Raw genomic sequence first — 15,587 nt, 5'->3', positions numbered from 1 at the left:
ATTGTCCGCCGCCCGCCGCGGTCCCGCCCGCGCGCGCCGCTACTCTGACGCGCATGGAACACCCGATACGGATCATGGTCCCGACTGCCGCTCTCCTGGTCAGCGGGGTGCTGACGGCCGGTTGCGCCGCCCCCGAGCCGCTGCCCGAGGTCACCCAGGGCGCCCGGCCGGCCACGACGCCGAGCACGACCCCGGCGGCGCCGGCCACGCCGGCCGCGGCCGCCTCCCGCGCGACCCTCGGCGGGCCGGGCACGGCCTGCGCGCTGCCCGTCTCGTTCGGTCTGGCGGAGCAGTGGAAGCCCGAGGCGATCGAGAACCCGGAGAGCGAGGAGTTCGCTGCGCTCACCCGCCAGGGACCGGCCACGGTCCGCTGCGAGGTGGACGCCAAGCCGGCGGGGCACGTCGGTTACCTCCGGGTGTGGACGGCGGGGAAGGGCCCGGCCCGGGCCGCCCTCGAAGGCTTCGTGAAGGCCGAGGAGAAGACCTCCGCCGTCATCTACCGGGAGACGAAGGCGGGCGCGGTGCCCGCCACCGAGGTGACGTACACGGTCCGCAACGATCTGATGGAGGAGTCCAAGGAGGAGCGGGCCTTCGCCGTCGCGACCCCGAAGGGGACGGTGATCGTCCACCTCGGCGGACTCGACACGGAGGAACACCGGGCGATGCTCCCGGCGTACGAGCTGGCCAGGACGACGCTGAAGCTCGGCTGAGCCCGGCGGCCGAGCCAGGCAGCTCCGTTTCGGACGAACAGAGCCGTGGCCCCACGAACAGAGCCGTGGCCCCCGTCCCGCACCGGACGAGGGCCACGGCGTTCCGCGAGGGAGCGGACGACTACGCGAAGTTCTGCTTCGCGGAGCCGTCGCAGTTCTGGAGCCGGATCGGCTCCTTCGCCGCGCCCTGGGTGAGGCAGAGGCCCGTCGCGCCGGCGGGCCGGATCGTCGCGCCGTCACGGACGAACTTCTGGTTGGCGCCGCCGTGGCAGTTCCAGATGATGAGCGCCCTGCCCGCCTGGAAGCCGGACGCGGGCACGTCGACGCAGCGGTCCTGGGTGAGTTGGGTGTGGACGGTCCGGCGGGTGGAGTCGTACCACCAGCCCTGATTGCGGCCACCGTGGCAGTCCCAGCCGACCACACCGGTGTTGTTGGCCGAGGAGGCGGCCTCGACGTCGACGCACTGGCCGGTGGCCTGGTTCCTCAACGGCTTGTACGCGTCGTCCCAGGCGACCGGGAAGAGCGTCGGCTTGCCATAGGAGTCGACGTCGGCGCAGCCGGCCTCGCGGAGACCCGAGGCGTAGATCTGCGTGAGGCAGGAGGCGAAGGCGGCGTGTCCTCGGGCGTTCGGGTGGAAGGACTGCCGGACCGAGTTCTCGTCCGGGGTGCCGGGCTTGGAGAGGTCGATGTAGAGCCCGCGGGCCCAGGCGTCCTCCATGCAGACCTCGTGGCCGTGGAAGAGCCGCGAGTTGTCGAGGTAGACGGCCCCGGTCGAGGCGGCGGCCTTGCGCATGCCGCGTTCGAAGGCGGGGACGGCGGTGTTGCGGCCCCAGACGGTGTCGGAGTCGTAGCCGAGGCCGCCGCAGCTCAGCTTGCCGGGGAAGGAGGGGTTGTCGTGGAAGTCGGGGCCGATGGGGCTGGGGTAGCCCATGACGACGAGCTTGTAGTCGCCGTCGGCGTATCCGGCGTCGCGCATGACGGTCTTGAGGTCGCGCACGGTCTGCTCGACCTTGGGGACGAGCGCGTCGACGCGGGCCTGCCAGCCGGGGGCGTACTTGGGCTCGCAGGCGCCCTGGAGCAGCAGGTAGCGCTGGACGCAGTCGGTCATGACGGGGCCGAACTGCAGGTCGTCGTTGGCTCCGGCGACGAGCAGGACCATCTTGATCCGGGTGTTGCGGGCCTTGACGGCGAGGTTGTCGCTCTGGACGAGCTCGTCGGCGTACTGCTTCGAGCCGCCGATCCGGATGTTGCCGGTGTAGGCGCCGGAGCAGGAGACGTTGAAGGTGAGGTCCGCGGGGATGCCGGTGCGGTGGATGGCGGCGTCCGGAGCGCGGTGGCACCAGTTGGTCGGGCCGTTGGTGGGGGGTTCGTAGGTGCCGACGCCCTCGCCGGAGATCTCGCTGTCGCCGAGGGAGATCAGGCCGGTCTTGCGCTGCGCGAGCGGACGCTCGGCGGGGTCGCCGTAGATCTTGGTGGCCTCGGCGGCCCGGATCGCCTCCAGCTCGGGCGGGAGCGGTACGGAAGCGGTGACCGATGCTGTGAGGGTGCCGGTGGCTCCGGCGGGCGCGGCGGCGGTCATCGTGCCGAGCGCGGCGGCGGCCGCGGCGACGGCCGCGATGGGCCAGCGGAGTCTGTACCTGGTGCGCGTCATTGCGCCTCCTGGAAGTGGGGTTACCCACGGTTTTTACTGGTCGGTACGCGTGTTGGGAATACATCGAACAAGACAAGTGCTCAGCTTTTACAGGAGGTTGAGAGAGATGGCGAGGAAGATGACGACGAACAGCGCAGCCGGCGAGTACCGCGTCGAGCACGACTCCATGGGCGAGGTGCGGGTCCCCGCGCACGCCAAGTGGCGTGCCCAGACCCAGCGGGCCGTGGAGAACTTCCCCGTGTCGGGCCAGCGCCTGGAGCGCGCCCACATCGAGGCCCTGGCCCGGATCAAGGCCGCCGCGGCCACGGTCAACGCCGAGCTCGGGGTGATCGACGCGGACCGGGCCGGGGCGATCGTCTCGGCGGCGGAGGAGGTCGCCGACGGGCGGTGGGACGACCACTTCCCCGTGGACGTCTTCCAGACCGGCTCCGGCACCTCGTCCAACATGAACGCCAACGAGGTGATCGCCACCCTCGCCTCCGAGCGGCTCCCCGAGGACCGGGACGTCCACCCCAACGACCACGTGAACGCCTCGCAGTCGTCCAACGACGTCTTCCCGTCCTCCATCCACATCGCGGCCACCGGCGCCGTCACCCGCGACCTGATCCCCGCCCTCGACCATCTGGCCACCTCCCTGGAGCGAAAATCAGCCGAATTCTCGACCGTGGTGAAGTCCGGCCGTACGCACCTGATGGATGCCACCCCGGTCACCCTCGGCCAGGAGTTCGGCGGCTACGCGGCCCAGGTCCGGTACGGCGTGGAGCGGCTGCGCGCCGCACTCCCCCGGCTCGCCGAACTCCCCCTCGGCGGTACGGCGGTGGGCACCGGGATCAACACCCCGGCCGGCTTCTCCGCGGCCGTCATCGCGGAGGTCGCGCGGGCGACCGGCCTGCCGCTGACGGAGGCCCGCGACCACTTCGAGGCGCAGGGCGCCCGCGACGCGCTCGTCGAGACGTCCGGGCAGCTCAGGACCGTCGCCGTATCCCTCACCAAGATCGCCAATGATCTGCGCTGGATGGCCAGCGGCCCGCGCACGGGCCTGGCGGAGATCAACCTCCCCGACCTCCAGCCGGGCTCGTCGATCATGCCGGGCAAGGTGAACCCGGTGGTCCCGGAGGCGGTCCTGATGGTCGCCGCGCAGGTGACCGGAAACGACACCACGGTGGCGGTGGCGGGCGCCGCGGGGAACTTCGAGCTCAACGTGATGCTGCCGGTGATGGCCAGAAACCTCCTGGAGTCGGTACGGCTGCTCGCCAACGCCTCCCGGCTGCTCGCGGACCGCACGGTCGACGGCATCACCGCCAACGTCGAACGCGCCCGCGAGTACGCCGAGTCCTCGCCGTCCGTGGTCACCCCGCTGAACAAGTACATCGGCTACGAGGAGGCCGCCAAGGTCGCCAAGAAGTCCCTCGCCGAGCGGAAGACCATCCGCGAGGTGGTACTCGCCTCCGGGTACGTCGAGCGGGGCGACCTCACGGTCGAGCAGCTGGACGAAGCGCTCGACGTGCTGCGGATGACGCACCCGTAGACCAGGGCTGACTCATCCGTGACCTGTACCGCAGCGCTCGTGGGAGCGCGCCCCTAAGATCTGCGCATGACAGAGTCGGGCGGCCCTCAGCACTGGGCGCCGGGGGAGCAGATCCTCTGGCGCTACCGCGGCAACGGCACCGGCGCCGTGCACATCTGCCGGCCGGTGACCGTCGTCCAGGACACGTCCGAGCTGCTCGCGGTCTGGATGGCGCCGGGCACCGAATGCGTACGGCCCGTGCTCAGCGACGGCACGCCCGTCCACGAGGAGCCGCTCGCCACCCGGTACACCGCCCCGCGCACCACGGAACGGTCCCGCTGGTTCGGCAGCGGCGTCCTCAAACTGGCCCGGCCCGGGGACCCCTGGTCGGTGTGGCTGTTCTGGGAGCGCGGCTGGCGCTTCCGCAGCTGGTACGTGAACCTGGAGGAGCCGCGGGCCCGCTGGTCCGGCGGCGTCGACTCCGAGGACCACTTCCTCGACATCTCCGTCTACCCCGACCGCAGTTGGCTGTGGCGGGACGAGGACGAGTTCGCGCAGGCCCAGCGGGCCGGTCTGATGGACGCGGAGCAGGCCGCGCGGGTGCGGGCGGCGGGGCAGCGGGCGGTGGATCTGATCCGGTCCTGGGGGACGCCGTTCGCGGACGGCTGGGAGGACTGGCGGCCCGATCCGGGGTGGCCGGTGCCGCACCTCCCCGGCGACTGGGACCGCACTCCGGCCCATACGGCCCCGTGAGACCCTTGATGCGCCCCCGGGGTTCAAACGTAGGATCGTCCTCCGCACGACAGAAGCGGATCGAACAGCACGTCAGACCGACCGGGCGCCACGTCAACGACTGAGCACAGCACAGGACCTGACCACAAGTCATCCACGAAGGGGAGAGCAGTGCCGGACGTGCGCCCGGGTGTTCCGACCCCTGCCGTTGCCGCCTCTCGCGGAACGTCCACATCCGCTGCATACGAGGGGTTTATCCCTGCCGAAGGCGCGGCATCGGCGAGAAGAGCGAGTGCATCGCACCACCGGCCCGGACGGACGGAATCCCACGCGTGACGGAGCATCCCACCTCCCACGAAGGCCGACAGCCGCTGGCTGCCCGGCCGCAGGAACGCGCGCGCCCTCGCCAGGAGGCGGCGGCCGCCGGCCTGCCTTCCGACGTGCCCGCCCAGCCGGGCGGCCCGGCGGACCGGACGGCGACGGCCCCCGGTACGGACACGCCGGTGACGAGCGGCACCCCAGGCAGCCAAGGCGCCCCCGGCGCCCCCGGCACCCCCGACGCTCCCGCGACGGCGGGAACGCCGCGTACCCCCGGCACGTCGGGCACGTCCGGCGCTCCCGGCTCGCCCGGCGAGACAGCCGGCGGTCCGGGCGGCGGGCCCGGTGCCCCCGGGGCCGTGGCCGTCGCCGTGGCCGCGCAGAGCCCCGGCGCAGGCCGGGGCCCCGACGGCGCCACGCGGCGCGAGGGCGAGCGGCTGCGGTTCGTCGGCGCCGCGACCCGCCGGATCGCACGCGGGCTCGACCTCGACGAGATCGTGCTCGGCCTGTGCCGGGCGACCGTGCCCACCTTCTCCGACGAGATCCTGGTCTACCTGCGCGATCCGCTGCCGGTGGGCGACGAGCGCCCGGTGGCGCCGTTCGTCCTACGGCTGCGCCGCACGGACCGCCTCCGGTTAAGCGAACTGGAGGGCGAGGAGCTCGTCCTCGTGCCCGATCCGGATCCGACCCCCGCGGCCGAACTCTGCGAGGTGCGGTCCGGCGGGGCGCTCGCCGAGGTGCTGCGCGGCGTGCGACCGGTGTTCGGGGACTCCGCCGCCGCCAAGACCGCGCTGACCGAACTCCTCGGCTCCGAGCATCCGCTGCCCGGCGGGCTGCGGGCGATACTCGCGCCGCTGCGCGGCCGGCGCCGGGTGATCGGCGCTGCCGTCTTCCTGCGCCGTCCCGAGCGGGCCGGTTTCGAGCCGAACGACCTGCTCGTCGCGGCACAGTTGGCGACGCACACCGCGCTCGGCATCGACAAGGCCGTCCTGTACGGCCGCGAGGCGTACATCGCGGACGAGCTCCAGCGGACGATGCTGCCGGACTCCCTCCCGCAGCCGACCGGCGTCCGGCTCGCCTCGCGCTACCTCCCGGCGGCCGAGACGGCCCGGGTCGGCGGCGACTGGTACGACGCGATCCCGCTGCCCGGCAGCAGGGTCGCCCTGGTCGTCGGCGACGTCATGGGCCACTCCATGACCTCGGCCGCGATCATGGGCCAGCTGCGCACCACCGCGCAGACCCTGGCCGGGCTCGACCTGCCGCCGCAGGAGGTCCTGCACCACCTGGACGAGCAGGCGCAGCGGCTCGGCGAGAACCGGATGGCCACCTGCATGTACGCGGTGTACGACCCGGTCTCGCACCGGATCACCGTGGCCAACGCCGGTCACCCGCCGCCGATACTGCTCCACCTCGGCGGTCGTGCCGAGGTGCTGCGGGTGCCGCCCGGCGCCCCGATCGGGGTCGGTGGCGTCGACTTCGAGGCGGTCGAGCTGGACGCCCCGGCGGGCGCGACGCTGCTGCTCTACACGGACGGTCTCGTGGAGTCCCGGCTGCGGGACGTGTGGACCGGGATCGAGCAGCTGCGGGAGCGCCTCGCGGCGACAGCGCAGCTGACCGGGCCGGACCACTCGCCGCCCCTTGAGGCGCTCTGCGACGACGTCCTGGACATGCTGGGTCCGGGCGACCGGGACGACGACATCGCGCTGCTCGCGGCCCGGTTCGAGGGGATCGCCCCGAGCGACGTGGCGTACTGGTTCCTGGAGCCGGAGGACGCGGCTCCGGGGCGGGCGCGGCGGCTCGCCCGGCGGGCGCTCGCCCGCTGGGACCTGGAGGAGCTGACCGACTCGGTCGAGCTGCTGATCAGCGAGGTCGTGACGAACGCCGTGCGGTACGCGGAGCGGCCGGTGACGCTGCGGCTGCTCAAGACGGACGTGCTGCGCTGCGAGGTCGGCGACGACTCGCCGCAGCTGCCCCGGCAGCGGCGGGCGCGGGACACGGACGAGGGCGGGCGCGGCCTGTTCCTGGTGAACCGGCTGGCCCGCCGGTGGGGGGCCACCCGGCTCTCGGGCGGCAAGGTCGTCTGGTTCGAGCTGGCCACGCGGAGCTGAGCGAGACGGCGGGACACGAGTGATGGCCGGACCCCCGTGGGGTCCGGCCATCACCGCTCACAGCCTTACGGCCTCACAGCCTTACGGCCTCACTGCCCCCGATCAGGGCCCCCGGTGTTGTCGTCACCGGTCTCCCCCTGATCCGGGTCCGGCGGCTGGATCGTCGTCGGGTCGGTCGTCGGCGGCCCGGTCGTGGGCGGCGGCGTGGTCGGGTCCTGGGTCGGAGGCGCCGGGTCGCGGGTGGGCTCCGGCGGCGTGGTGACGGGGTCCCGGGTCGGCTCCGGCGGTGTGGTGGCCGTCGAGGTCGGCGGGGGCGTCGGGTCCGGGGACCTGGTGGTCGGCTCCTCGGTCGGCTCCTCCGGAGCCTCGGTGGTCCGGGTGGGGTCCGGGTCCGGCTCGTACGAGCCCGTTCCCCCGGTCCCGGTCCCGTTCTCGGTCTCCAGGTCGAAGCGGGCGTCGGAGCCGCCGTCGAGGGCGCTGGTGGTGTAGTCGCCCCAGATCTGGGCGGGGGTGCGGCCACCGTTGGCGCGGCCCTCGTTGATGGTGTTGGTGAGGGTGACCTGGTTGCCCTTGGTGTCCTCGCCGAAGAGACCGACGGCGGTGACGAGTTCGGGGGTGTAGCCCACGAACCAGGCGGAACGGTTGTTCTCGGAGGTGCCGGTCTTGCCGGCGGCGTCGTAGTCACCGGCGGCGCGGAAGCCGGAGCCGCTCTGCACGACGCCCTGCATGGCCTTGGTGACGGTGTCGGCGGCCTCGCGGCTGATGACCTGGCTGCCGATCGCGTCCACGGGCTCGACCTTGCGGTCCCTGTGCGCGGCGGCCTTCACCAGGGTCGGGGTGACCTGCTTGCCGTGGTTGTCGAGCGTCGCGTACACCCCGGCCATGTCCAGGGTCGAGGCGCCCATGGTGCCGAGGGACATGGCGGGGCTGAGGCCGAAGTCCTGGCCGTCCTTCATGCCGAGGGCGAGGGCGGTCTTCTTGGTCTCGGCCTCGCCGACGTCGACGATCATCTGGGCGAAGGCCGAGTTGATGGAGCTGTTGGTGGCCTTCTGGACGGTGACGGGGCCGTGGTTTCGGTTGTCCTCGTTCTCCGGCGCGAAGGGGATGGCGCTGCCGACGACCGGGCGCTTGCTGGTGCCGTCGTAGATCGTGCCGAGACCTATCTCCCGCCCGTCCTGGGTCTCCGAGCCGTTGTCGATGGCGGAGGCGAGGACGATCGGCTTGAAGGTCGAGGCGGGCTGGTAGTCGCGGCGGGTCGCGTTGGACGTCCAGTGCTCGGTGGCGCCGACGCCGCCGTACATGGCGACGACCGCGCCGGTCTTCGGGTCGACGGAGGTGGCGCCGGCCTGGACGGTGGCGTCCTTCTTGTCGCCCTTGCGGTCGAGCTTGGCCTCCAGCTGCCGGTCGACGGCCTTGACGAGGTCCTTCTGCTTCTTCTCGTCGATGGTGAGGGTGATCGTCCAGCCGCCGGCCTTGATGTCCTCCTCGCTGACGCCCTGGCGCATCAGCTCCTGGTTGGCGGCCTCGACGATGTATCCGGTCTGGCCCTCCATGCCGGGGGCGGGCTTGGCCTTCTGCGGCACGGGGAACTTCATGCCGGCGCGCTCGGTCGACGAGAGCCAGCCCTCGCCGACCATGTTGTCGAGGACGTAGTTCCAGCGCTCCTCGACGAGCTTGCGGCCGGTGGTGCTCGCGGAGGTCCAGTCGTACTGGTTGGGCGCCTGGAGCAGCGAGGCGAGGTAGGCGCCCTGGGCGGTGGTGAGCTCGGTGGCGTCGACGCCGTAGTACGAGCGGGCGGCGGCCTGGATGCCGTAGGAGGAGCGGCCGTAGTAGCTCGTGTTCATGTACCCGGCGAGGATGTCGCTCTTGCTCGTCTCCTGGTCCACCTTGATGGCGATGACCATTTCCTTGAGCTTGCGCGTCGCCGTCTGGTCCTGGCTCAGGTAGAAGTTCTTGACGTACTGCTGGGTGATGGTCGAACCACCCTGCTTGCCCTGGCCGGTGAGCGTCGACCAGGCGGCGCGCGTGGTGCCCTTGATGTCGACGCCGTTGTCCCGGTAGAAGCTCTTGTTCTCGGCGGCGACGAAGGCCTTCTGGACCGGCTCGGGGATCTTCTCCAGGCCGACGATCTCGCGGTTTATCTCGCCGGTGCGGGCGAGGATCTTGCCGTTGGCGTACTTGTAGATGTTGCTCTGCATGGTCGCCTCGGCGTTGGCCGTCGGCACGGGGACGATGACGTAGACGATGTACAGGGCGCCCATGGCGAGCAGGCAGAACACGAAGAAGGTGCCCAGGAGCTTCTTCCAGGAGAAGAAGCGGCGTATGCCGCGCTTCTTCGCCTTGCTCTTGTCCGGTCGGCCCATGGGTCCTGTCGCTCCACTCGTCGTGTGTCTCGGCGCCTCGGCTGTCGCGCGTCCGCGCCGGATCAGCTCAGCAAGCTAACACCGACGATGCAGACAATTGGCAACCGATCACGCCTTTTCCGGACGTGAGAATCAGCACCCACCCCCAGAGGAACCGACGCTCGAACGGGCCCGATGGTTGCGCGCCCGCAGCAATCGAGATCAGGCCGCGAGGAACGCTCCACGCCGCTCCCGACCACTATGCATCGTGCGTATACACCCCGTGTACAGTGACGCGCATGTCCATCGGTCACACCCTTCTGGGTCTCCTGGAATCCGGACCGCGCCACGGTTACGACCTCAAGCGCGCCTTCGACGAGCGGTTCGGTCACGACCGGCCCCTGCACTACGGCCAGGTCTACTCGACCATGTCCAGGCTCCTGAAGAACGGCCTGGTCGTCGTCGACGGCGTCGAGGCGGGCGGCGGGCCCGAGCGCAAGCGGTACGCGATCACCGACGCCGGCATCACCGATGTCGCCTCGTGGCTCGCCACCCCCGAGAAGCCCGAGCCGTACCTCCAGTCCACGCTCTACACCAAGGTCGTCCTGGCGCTGCTCACCGGCCGCGGGGCCGCCGACCTCCTCGACACCCAGCGCTCCGAGCACCTGCGGCTGATGCGCGAGCTCACCCGGCGCAAGAAGGACGGCGACCTCGCCGACCAGCTCATCTGCGACCACGCCCTCTTCCACCTGGAAGCGGATCTGCGCTGGCTGGAACTGACCGCCGCCCGTCTCGACCGGCTCGCCGAGGAGGTCCGCCGATGAACACCGCCCCGCTCCTGCGGGCCACCGGCCTCGACAAGGCCTACGGCTCCACCCCGGCGCTCGCGGGCGCCGACTTCTCCCTCCGGGCCGGCGAGGTCGTCGCCGTGATGGGCCCGTCCGGCTCCGGCAAGTCCACGCTGCTGCACTGCCTGGCCGGAATCGTGCGGCCCGACGCGGGCACGATCACCTACGACGGGCGAGAGCTCACCGCGCTCTCCGACACCGCGCGCAGCTCCCTGCGCCGGACCGACTTCGGCTTCGTCTTCCAGTTCGGCCAGCTCGTCCCCGAGCTGACCTGCGTGGAGAACGTCGCCCTCCCGCTCCGCCTGAACGGCGAGCGCCGGAAGGCCGCCGAGGCCAGGGCCGCCGAGTGGCTCGCCCGCCTGGAGGTCGACACCGTCGCGGGCAAGCGCCCCGGCGAGATATCCGGCGGCCAGGGACAGCGCGTCGCCGTCGCCCGTGCCCTCGTCTCCGCCCCGCGGGTGATCTTCGCCGACGAGCCGACGGGCGCGCTCGACTCCCTCAACGGCGAGCGGGTCATGCGGCTGCTCACCGACGCCTCCCGGGACACCGGTGCCGCCGTCGTCCTCGTCACCCACGAGGCCCGCGTCGCCGCCTACTCCGACCGGGAGATCGTCGTACGGGACGGCTCGGTACGGGACGCGGAGTGGGCGGCATGAGCCTTGCCACCTGGGCCCGCGACCTGGCGCTCGGCGGCCGGTTCGCGGTCACCGGCGGACGCCCCGGCCTCCTCCGTACCCTGCTGACCGCCACCGGGGTCGGCTTCGGCGTGGCCCTGCTGCTCGTCGCCGTCTCGCTGCCCAACATGACGTTCCAGCGGGAGGTACGGGAGTCCGAGCGCGCCGTCGACGGCAGCCAGCAGATCGACTCGCCCCGGCCCGACTCCTTCCTCCACCTCGGCCGGACGACGGTCTACCGGGACGACGTCGTCACCGGTCTGCTGGTGCGCCCCGAGGGCGACGCGCCCCCGGCCCCGCCGGGCACCGCGACACTGCCCGCCGTCGGCGAGATGGCCGTCTCCCCCGCACTCCGCGAGCTGCTCGATTCCCCCGAGGGCGCCCTCCTCAAGGAGCGGCTCCCCTACAAGGTCACCGGGACGATCGGCCCGGCCGGACTCATCGGCCCGGCCGAGCTGCGGTACCTCGCCCAGGTCGACTTCCTCACCACCGACAACTTCGACGGGCGCGGCACGCGCTACGGCTGGTCGGTGCCCGAGGAACCGCTGAACGCGTTCCTGATCCTGCTCGTCATCGTCGCCTGTGTCGTCCTGCTGCTACCGGTGCTCGTCTTCATCGCGACCGCCGTCCGCTTCGGCGGCGAACAGCGCGACCGGCGGCTCGCGGCCCTGCGGCTGGTCGGCGCGGACACGGCGATGACCCGCCGGATCGCCGCCGGCGAGTCCCTCGCGGGCGCGCTGCTCGGTCTCCTGGTGGGCCTCGGACTCTTCGCGGTGGCACGGCGGTTCGCCGGGTCCTTCACGATCTGGGACGTCAACGCCTACCCCTCCGACGTCGTGCCGATGACCGCGCTCGCCGTGATCGTCCTCGTCGCGGTCCCGGTCTCCTCGGTCGTGGTCACGCTCTTCGCGCTGCGCGGCGTGGCGATCGAGCCGCTCGGGGTCGTCCGCGTCTCCACGCCCCGCCGCCGCCGGGTGTGGTGGCGGCTGCTGCTCCTGGCGGCCGGCGCGGCGCTGCTCGTCCCGCTCATGGGCAAGGTCTCGGTGACCCAGACGAGCGTCGACACCGTCGGGATCGCGGCCGGCACCACGCTCGCCCTGATCGGTCTCACCACGCTCCTCCCGTGGCTCGTCGAGGCCTGCGTGAAGCGCCTGCACGCCGGTCCGGTGGCCTGGCAGCTGGCGGTCCGCAGACTCCAGCTGAGCAGTGGGACGGCAGCCCGCGCGGTCAGCGGCATCGTCGTCGCGGCGACCGGGGCGATCGCCCTCCAGATGCTCTTCCAGGCGATGGAGAAGGACTTCACGGAGCTCACGGGCCAGGACACGTCCCGCGCCCAGATCGCGATCGGCGCCGACGCGCGGACCGTCGACGAGGCCCGCGGGATCATCGCCCGCGTCGAGCGGACCGAGGGCGTCACCGGGGTGATCGGCATCGTCCAGTCGAACGTGTGGCGGACCGGGCCCCTCAAGGAAGGCGAGGAGTTCGCCCCGATGGCCTCGCTCCGGGTCGGCGACTGCGCCTCCCTCAAGGAGTACGCGACGCTGCCCTCCTGCACGGACGGCGACGTCTTCGTCTTCCTCGCCCACGGCGCGCAGGGCAGTCCGGACGACAGCCGGGTCACCAGCGCCGCCCGCCCGGGCGCCGTGGTCGCCCTGCGCGACCCGTATCCGCACCCGGACGCGCCGAAGCGCCCCGAGGGCGACAAGGTGCCGGAGTGGCGCATCCCGGCCACCGCCCGGATCGTGGACTCCCGGCCCGACCCGACCGGCATGTACGAGTACGGCGTCCTCGCCACCCCGTCGGCGATCGACGCCGGGCTGCTCGACGAGCCCGACGCGCAGACCATGGTCCGGCTCGACCCGGCCGTGCCGGACGCCGCCGAGCACGTACGGAACACGGCGGCGGCCATCGATCCGACGTCCTGGGTCCGCACCCTGCAGGACACCCAGCGGGACGCCGCGTTCTCCAGCGTCCGCACGGGCATCCTGGTCGGCTCCACCCTGACGATGCTCCTGGTGGCGGCCTCGCTCCTGGTCGCGACACTGGAGCAGCTCAGGGACCGCAGGCGGCTGCTCTCCTCGCTCGTCGCCTTCGGCACCCGCCGCTCGACCCTGAGCTGGTCGGTGCTGTGGCAGACGGCGATCCCGATCGCCCTCGGTCTGGTCCTCGCCGTGGCGGGCGGGCTCGGTCTCGGGGTGGTCCTGCTGAAGATGGGCGGGCAGCGGGTCCAGGACTGGTGGGTCTTCCTGCCGGTCGCCGGGATCGGGCTCGGACTGATCGCGGCCGTGACGCTCCTGAGCATGCCGGTCCTGTGGCGGCTGATGCGGGCGGACGGGCTGCGCACGGAGTAATCCGTCGAGCGGATGTACGCCGGTGGGCGCGGGTACCTGGAGCCGGGGGGCTTCGGGAACCCGCGCCCACCGCGCGTGCAGGGGGTACGGGGGGACGGGCGTCAGGAACCCGCGCCCACGACGCGTACCGGAAGCCCCTTCATCGCGCCCCGCAGCGCCTCCGCCAGCTCCTCGAACTCGGCGTGCCGGGCCGCGCCCGTCCGCATCGCGAGGGCGATCCGCCGCGAGGGCGCCGGTTCCGTGAACAGCCCTGTCCACAGGGCGCTGTTACGGGCGGTCTCGACGGTCACCGCGGTGCGCGGCAGCAGGGTCACCCCGAGGCCGCCGGCCACCAGCTGGACCAGGGTGGAGAGGCCGGCCGCGGTGGTGGTGACCTCGGCGCCGCCGGTACGGCCGGCCTCGCGGCAGATGTCGAGGGCCTGGTCCCGCAGGCAGTGCCCCTCGTCAAGGAGCAGCAGCCGCAGCTCCTTGAGGGCCTCGCGCGGGATGTCGTCCCGTCCGGCCAGCGGATGCCCCTGCGGGGTGACGAGCACGAAGTCCTCGTCGAAGAGCGGCAGTTCGGTGACGCCGGGCACGCCCAGCGGCACGGCGAGCAGGAGCAGGTCGAGCCGCCCGGCCGCGAGGCCCTCCAGGAGCGAGGAGGTCTGCTCCTCGTGGACCTGGAGGTCGAGGTCCGGGTAGCGGCGATGGACGAGCCGCAGGACGGTGGGCAGCAGATACGGGGCGACGGTCGGGATCACCCCGAGCCGCAGCACCCCGGTGAACGGCGCCTGGGCCGCCTCCGCCTCCTCCATCAGCTCGGCGACCGCGTCGAGGACGGCCCGCGCACGGACCGCGAGCCGCTCCCCCGCGGGCGAGAGCAGCACCTTCCGCGTCGTACGCTCGAGGAGCTGGACACCGAGTGCCTCTTCGAGAGCCGAAACCGCGCCCGAGAGCGCGGGCTGGCTCATGCCGATGGCCGCCGCCGCATCGCGGAAGTGCAGATGCTCGGCGACCGCGGCGAAGGCTCTGAGCTGCGAAAGACTCGGCTGCTTGCCTCGGTGCGGGCTGTAGGGCGGGGTGTACGGGGATGCCACTGATAACCACCTTCGATCAACACGACCCACTCTAGCTATTTCACTGATCAATGCACTCCGTGCCATGCTGTGAACACGTCCAACCCCCACGGAAGACCCCAAAAGGGACCCTTCCCGTTTCGCAAGGAGAGCGCGTGCTCACTGTCGGTGACAAGTTCCCCACCTACGACCTGACCGCCTGCGTGTCGCTGGAGAGCGGCAAGGAGTTCGAGCAGATCGACCACAAGGCCTACGAGGGCAAGTGGCGCGTGGTGTTCTTCTGGCCGAAGGACTTCACCTTCGTCTGCCCCACCGAGATCGCCGCGTTCGGCAAGCTGAACGACGAGTTCGCGGACCGCGACGCCCAGATCCTCGGCGTCTCCGGCGACTCGGAGTTCGTGCACCACGCCTGGCGCAAGGACCACGCCGACCTGCGTGACCTGCCCTTCCCGATGCTCGCCGACTCGAAGCACGAGCTCATGAGCGACTGCGGCGTTCGCGGCGAGGACGGCTTCGCCCAGCGCGCCGTCTTCATCGTGGACCCGAACAACGAGATCCAGTTCACCATGGTGACCGCCGGCTCCGTCGGCCGTAACCCCAAGGAGGTCCTGCGGGTGCTCGACGCCCTGCAGACCGACGAGCTGTGCCCGTGCAACTGGAACAAGGGCGAGGGCACCCTCGACGCTGCCGCGCTGCTCTCGGGCGAGTGATCTGAGATGGCTCTCGACGAACTCAAGGCAGCCATACCGGACTTCGCCAAGGACCTGAAGCTGAACCTCGGCTCGGTCATCGGCAACAGCGAGCTCCCGCAGCAGCAGCTCTGGGGCACGGTCCTCGCCTGCGCGATCGCCTCGCGCTCGCCGATCGTCCTCAAGGAGCTGGAGCCCGAGGCCCAGGCCAACCTGAAGCCCGAGGCGTACCAGGCGGCCAAGTCCGCCGCCGCGATCATGGCGATGAACAACGTCTTCTACCGAACCCGGCACCTGCTGTCGGACCCCGAGTACGGGACGATGCGCGCCGGACTGCGGATGAACGTCATCGGCAAGCCGGGCGTCGAGAAGGTCGACTTCGAGCTGTGGTCGCTGGCCGTCTCCGCGATCAACGGCTGCGGCCAGTGCCTCGACTCGCACGAGCAGGTCCTGCGCGAGGCCGGTGTCGACCGCGAGACGATCCAGGAGGCCGTGAAGATCGCCGCGGTGATCCAGGCCGTCGGCGTCACGCTGGACGCGGAAGCGGTCCTCGCCTAGTAAGGCATGACCGTCGTACGAGAAGGGCCCCGGGGCTTCGCGCC

The 15,587-nt window shown here is 71.7% G+C and carries 12 protein-coding genes; 9 read left to right on the top strand and 3 right to left on the bottom strand.

The window, feature by feature from the left end; genetic code table 11:
• Positions 1–53 precede the first annotated feature (53 nt).
• On the top strand, positions 54–710 hold the full coding sequence (locus ACFWWU_RS11390; protein WP_384142447.1) for a lipoprotein: 657 nt from the start codon (positions 54–56) through the stop codon (positions 708–710).
• Positions 711–831: 121 nt separating this feature from the next.
• Here the strand turns inward: ACFWWU_RS11390 and ACFWWU_RS11385 are convergent, their stop codons facing one another.
• Positions 832–2,361: a ricin-type beta-trefoil lectin domain protein gene (locus ACFWWU_RS11385; protein WP_384142444.1), complete on the bottom strand. Its 1,530-nt coding sequence runs from the start codon at positions 2,359–2,361 to the stop codon at positions 832–834.
• Between the two features lie 118 nt (positions 2,362–2,479).
• On the opposite strand from ACFWWU_RS11385, the gene ACFWWU_RS11380 reads away from it, so the two are divergent.
• From ACFWWU_RS11380 to ACFWWU_RS11370, 3 genes are all read left to right on the top strand, one after another.
• The gene (locus ACFWWU_RS11380) at positions 2,480–3,889 is read left to right on the top strand and encodes a class II fumarate hydratase (RefSeq protein ID WP_384142442.1); all 1,410 of its coding nucleotides are present in this window, start codon (positions 2,480–2,482) and stop codon (positions 3,887–3,889) included.
• Positions 3,890–3,955: 66 nt separating this feature from the next.
• The gene (locus tag ACFWWU_RS11375) at positions 3,956–4,621 is read left to right on the top strand and encodes a DUF402 domain-containing protein (RefSeq protein ID WP_384142439.1); all 666 of its coding nucleotides are present in this window, start codon (positions 3,956–3,958) and stop codon (positions 4,619–4,621) included.
• A 311-nt stretch (positions 4,622–4,932) separates the two neighbouring features.
• Positions 4,933–7,026: a SpoIIE family protein phosphatase gene (locus ACFWWU_RS11370; protein WP_384142436.1), complete on the top strand. Its 2,094-nt coding sequence runs from the start codon at positions 4,933–4,935 to the stop codon at positions 7,024–7,026.
• 89 nt (positions 7,027–7,115) lie between these two features.
• Here the strand turns inward: ACFWWU_RS11370 and ACFWWU_RS11365 are convergent, their stop codons facing one another.
• Positions 7,116–9,389, bottom strand: a complete 2,274-nt coding sequence (locus ACFWWU_RS11365) for a transglycosylase domain-containing protein (protein WP_384142433.1) — start codon at positions 9,387–9,389, stop codon at positions 7,116–7,118.
• A 278-nt stretch (positions 9,390–9,667) separates the two neighbouring features.
• On the opposite strand from ACFWWU_RS11365, the gene ACFWWU_RS11360 reads away from it, so the two are divergent.
• The 3 genes from ACFWWU_RS11360 to ACFWWU_RS11350 are packed head-to-tail and all read left to right on the top strand — an operon-like array spanning position 9,668 to position 13,241.
• Positions 9,668–10,192 carry a PadR family transcriptional regulator gene (locus tag ACFWWU_RS11360; protein WP_384142430.1) on the top strand — a complete coding sequence of 175 codons (525 nt, stop codon included), beginning with the start codon at positions 9,668–9,670 and terminating at the stop codon, positions 10,190–10,192.
• Positions 10,189–10,872, top strand: coding sequence for an ABC transporter ATP-binding protein (locus ACFWWU_RS11355; RefSeq protein ID WP_384142427.1), 684 nt, complete (start codon positions 10,189–10,191; stop codon positions 10,870–10,872). The genes ACFWWU_RS11360 and ACFWWU_RS11355 overlap by 4 nt, the downstream gene beginning before the upstream one ends.
• Positions 10,869–13,241: an FtsX-like permease family protein gene (locus ACFWWU_RS11350; protein ID WP_384142424.1), complete on the top strand. Its 2,373-nt coding sequence runs from the start codon at positions 10,869–10,871 to the stop codon at positions 13,239–13,241. Before ACFWWU_RS11355 ends, ACFWWU_RS11350 begins: the two co-directional genes overlap by 4 nt.
• Positions 13,242–13,342: 101 nt before the next feature.
• Here the strand turns inward: ACFWWU_RS11350 and ACFWWU_RS11345 are convergent, their stop codons facing one another.
• Positions 13,343–14,317 (bottom strand): hydrogen peroxide-inducible genes activator, encoded by a 975-nt coding sequence (locus tag ACFWWU_RS11345; RefSeq protein ID WP_384142421.1) that lies wholly within the window; start codon positions 14,315–14,317, stop codon positions 13,343–13,345.
• Positions 14,318–14,451: 134 nt separating this feature from the next.
• On the opposite strand from ACFWWU_RS11345, the gene ACFWWU_RS11340 reads away from it, so the two are divergent.
• Both ACFWWU_RS11340 and ACFWWU_RS11335 read left to right on the top strand, forming a co-directional pair.
• Positions 14,452–15,006 (top strand): peroxiredoxin, encoded by a 555-nt coding sequence (locus tag ACFWWU_RS11340; protein WP_024758658.1) that lies wholly within the window; start codon positions 14,452–14,454, stop codon positions 15,004–15,006.
• A 6-nt stretch (positions 15,007–15,012) separates the two neighbouring features.
• Positions 15,013–15,543: an alkyl hydroperoxide reductase gene (locus ACFWWU_RS11335; RefSeq protein ID WP_317598739.1), complete on the top strand. Its 531-nt coding sequence runs from the start codon at positions 15,013–15,015 to the stop codon at positions 15,541–15,543.
• The last annotated feature ends 44 nt before the right edge of the window (positions 15,544–15,587 follow it).

The organism is Streptomyces sp. NPDC058650, assembly GCF_042717315.1.
Classification (GTDB): domain Bacteria; phylum Actinomycetota; class Actinomycetes; order Streptomycetales; family Streptomycetaceae; genus Streptomyces.
The sequence above is the reverse complement of the archived record's forward strand: the minus strand, read 5'-3'. Positions and strand labels throughout refer to the sequence as shown.

Coding starts and splice junctions, on each gene's coding strand:
- ACFWWU_RS11360 (WP_384142430.1), top strand. CDS start 9,668: ATGTCCATCGGTCACACCCTTCTGGGTCTCCTGGAATCCGGACCGCGC.
- ACFWWU_RS11380 (WP_384142442.1), top strand. CDS start 2,480: ATGACGACGAACAGCGCAGCCGGCGAGTACCGCGTCGAGCACGACTCC.
- ACFWWU_RS11355 (WP_384142427.1), top strand. CDS start 10,189: ATGAACACCGCCCCGCTCCTGCGGGCCACCGGCCTCGACAAGGCCTAC.
- ACFWWU_RS11385 (WP_384142444.1), bottom strand. CDS start 2,361: ATGACGCGCACCAGGTACAGACTCCGCTGGCCCATCGCGGCCGTCGCC.
- ACFWWU_RS11335 (WP_317598739.1), top strand. CDS start 15,013: ATGGCTCTCGACGAACTCAAGGCAGCCATACCGGACTTCGCCAAGGAC.
- ACFWWU_RS11365 (WP_384142433.1), bottom strand. CDS start 9,389: ATGGGCCGACCGGACAAGAGCAAGGCGAAGAAGCGCGGCATACGCCGC.
- ACFWWU_RS11390 (WP_384142447.1), top strand. CDS start 54: ATGGAACACCCGATACGGATCATGGTCCCGACTGCCGCTCTCCTGGTC.
- ACFWWU_RS11350 (WP_384142424.1), top strand. CDS start 10,869: ATGAGCCTTGCCACCTGGGCCCGCGACCTGGCGCTCGGCGGCCGGTTC.
- ACFWWU_RS11375 (WP_384142439.1), top strand. CDS start 3,956: ATGACAGAGTCGGGCGGCCCTCAGCACTGGGCGCCGGGGGAGCAGATC.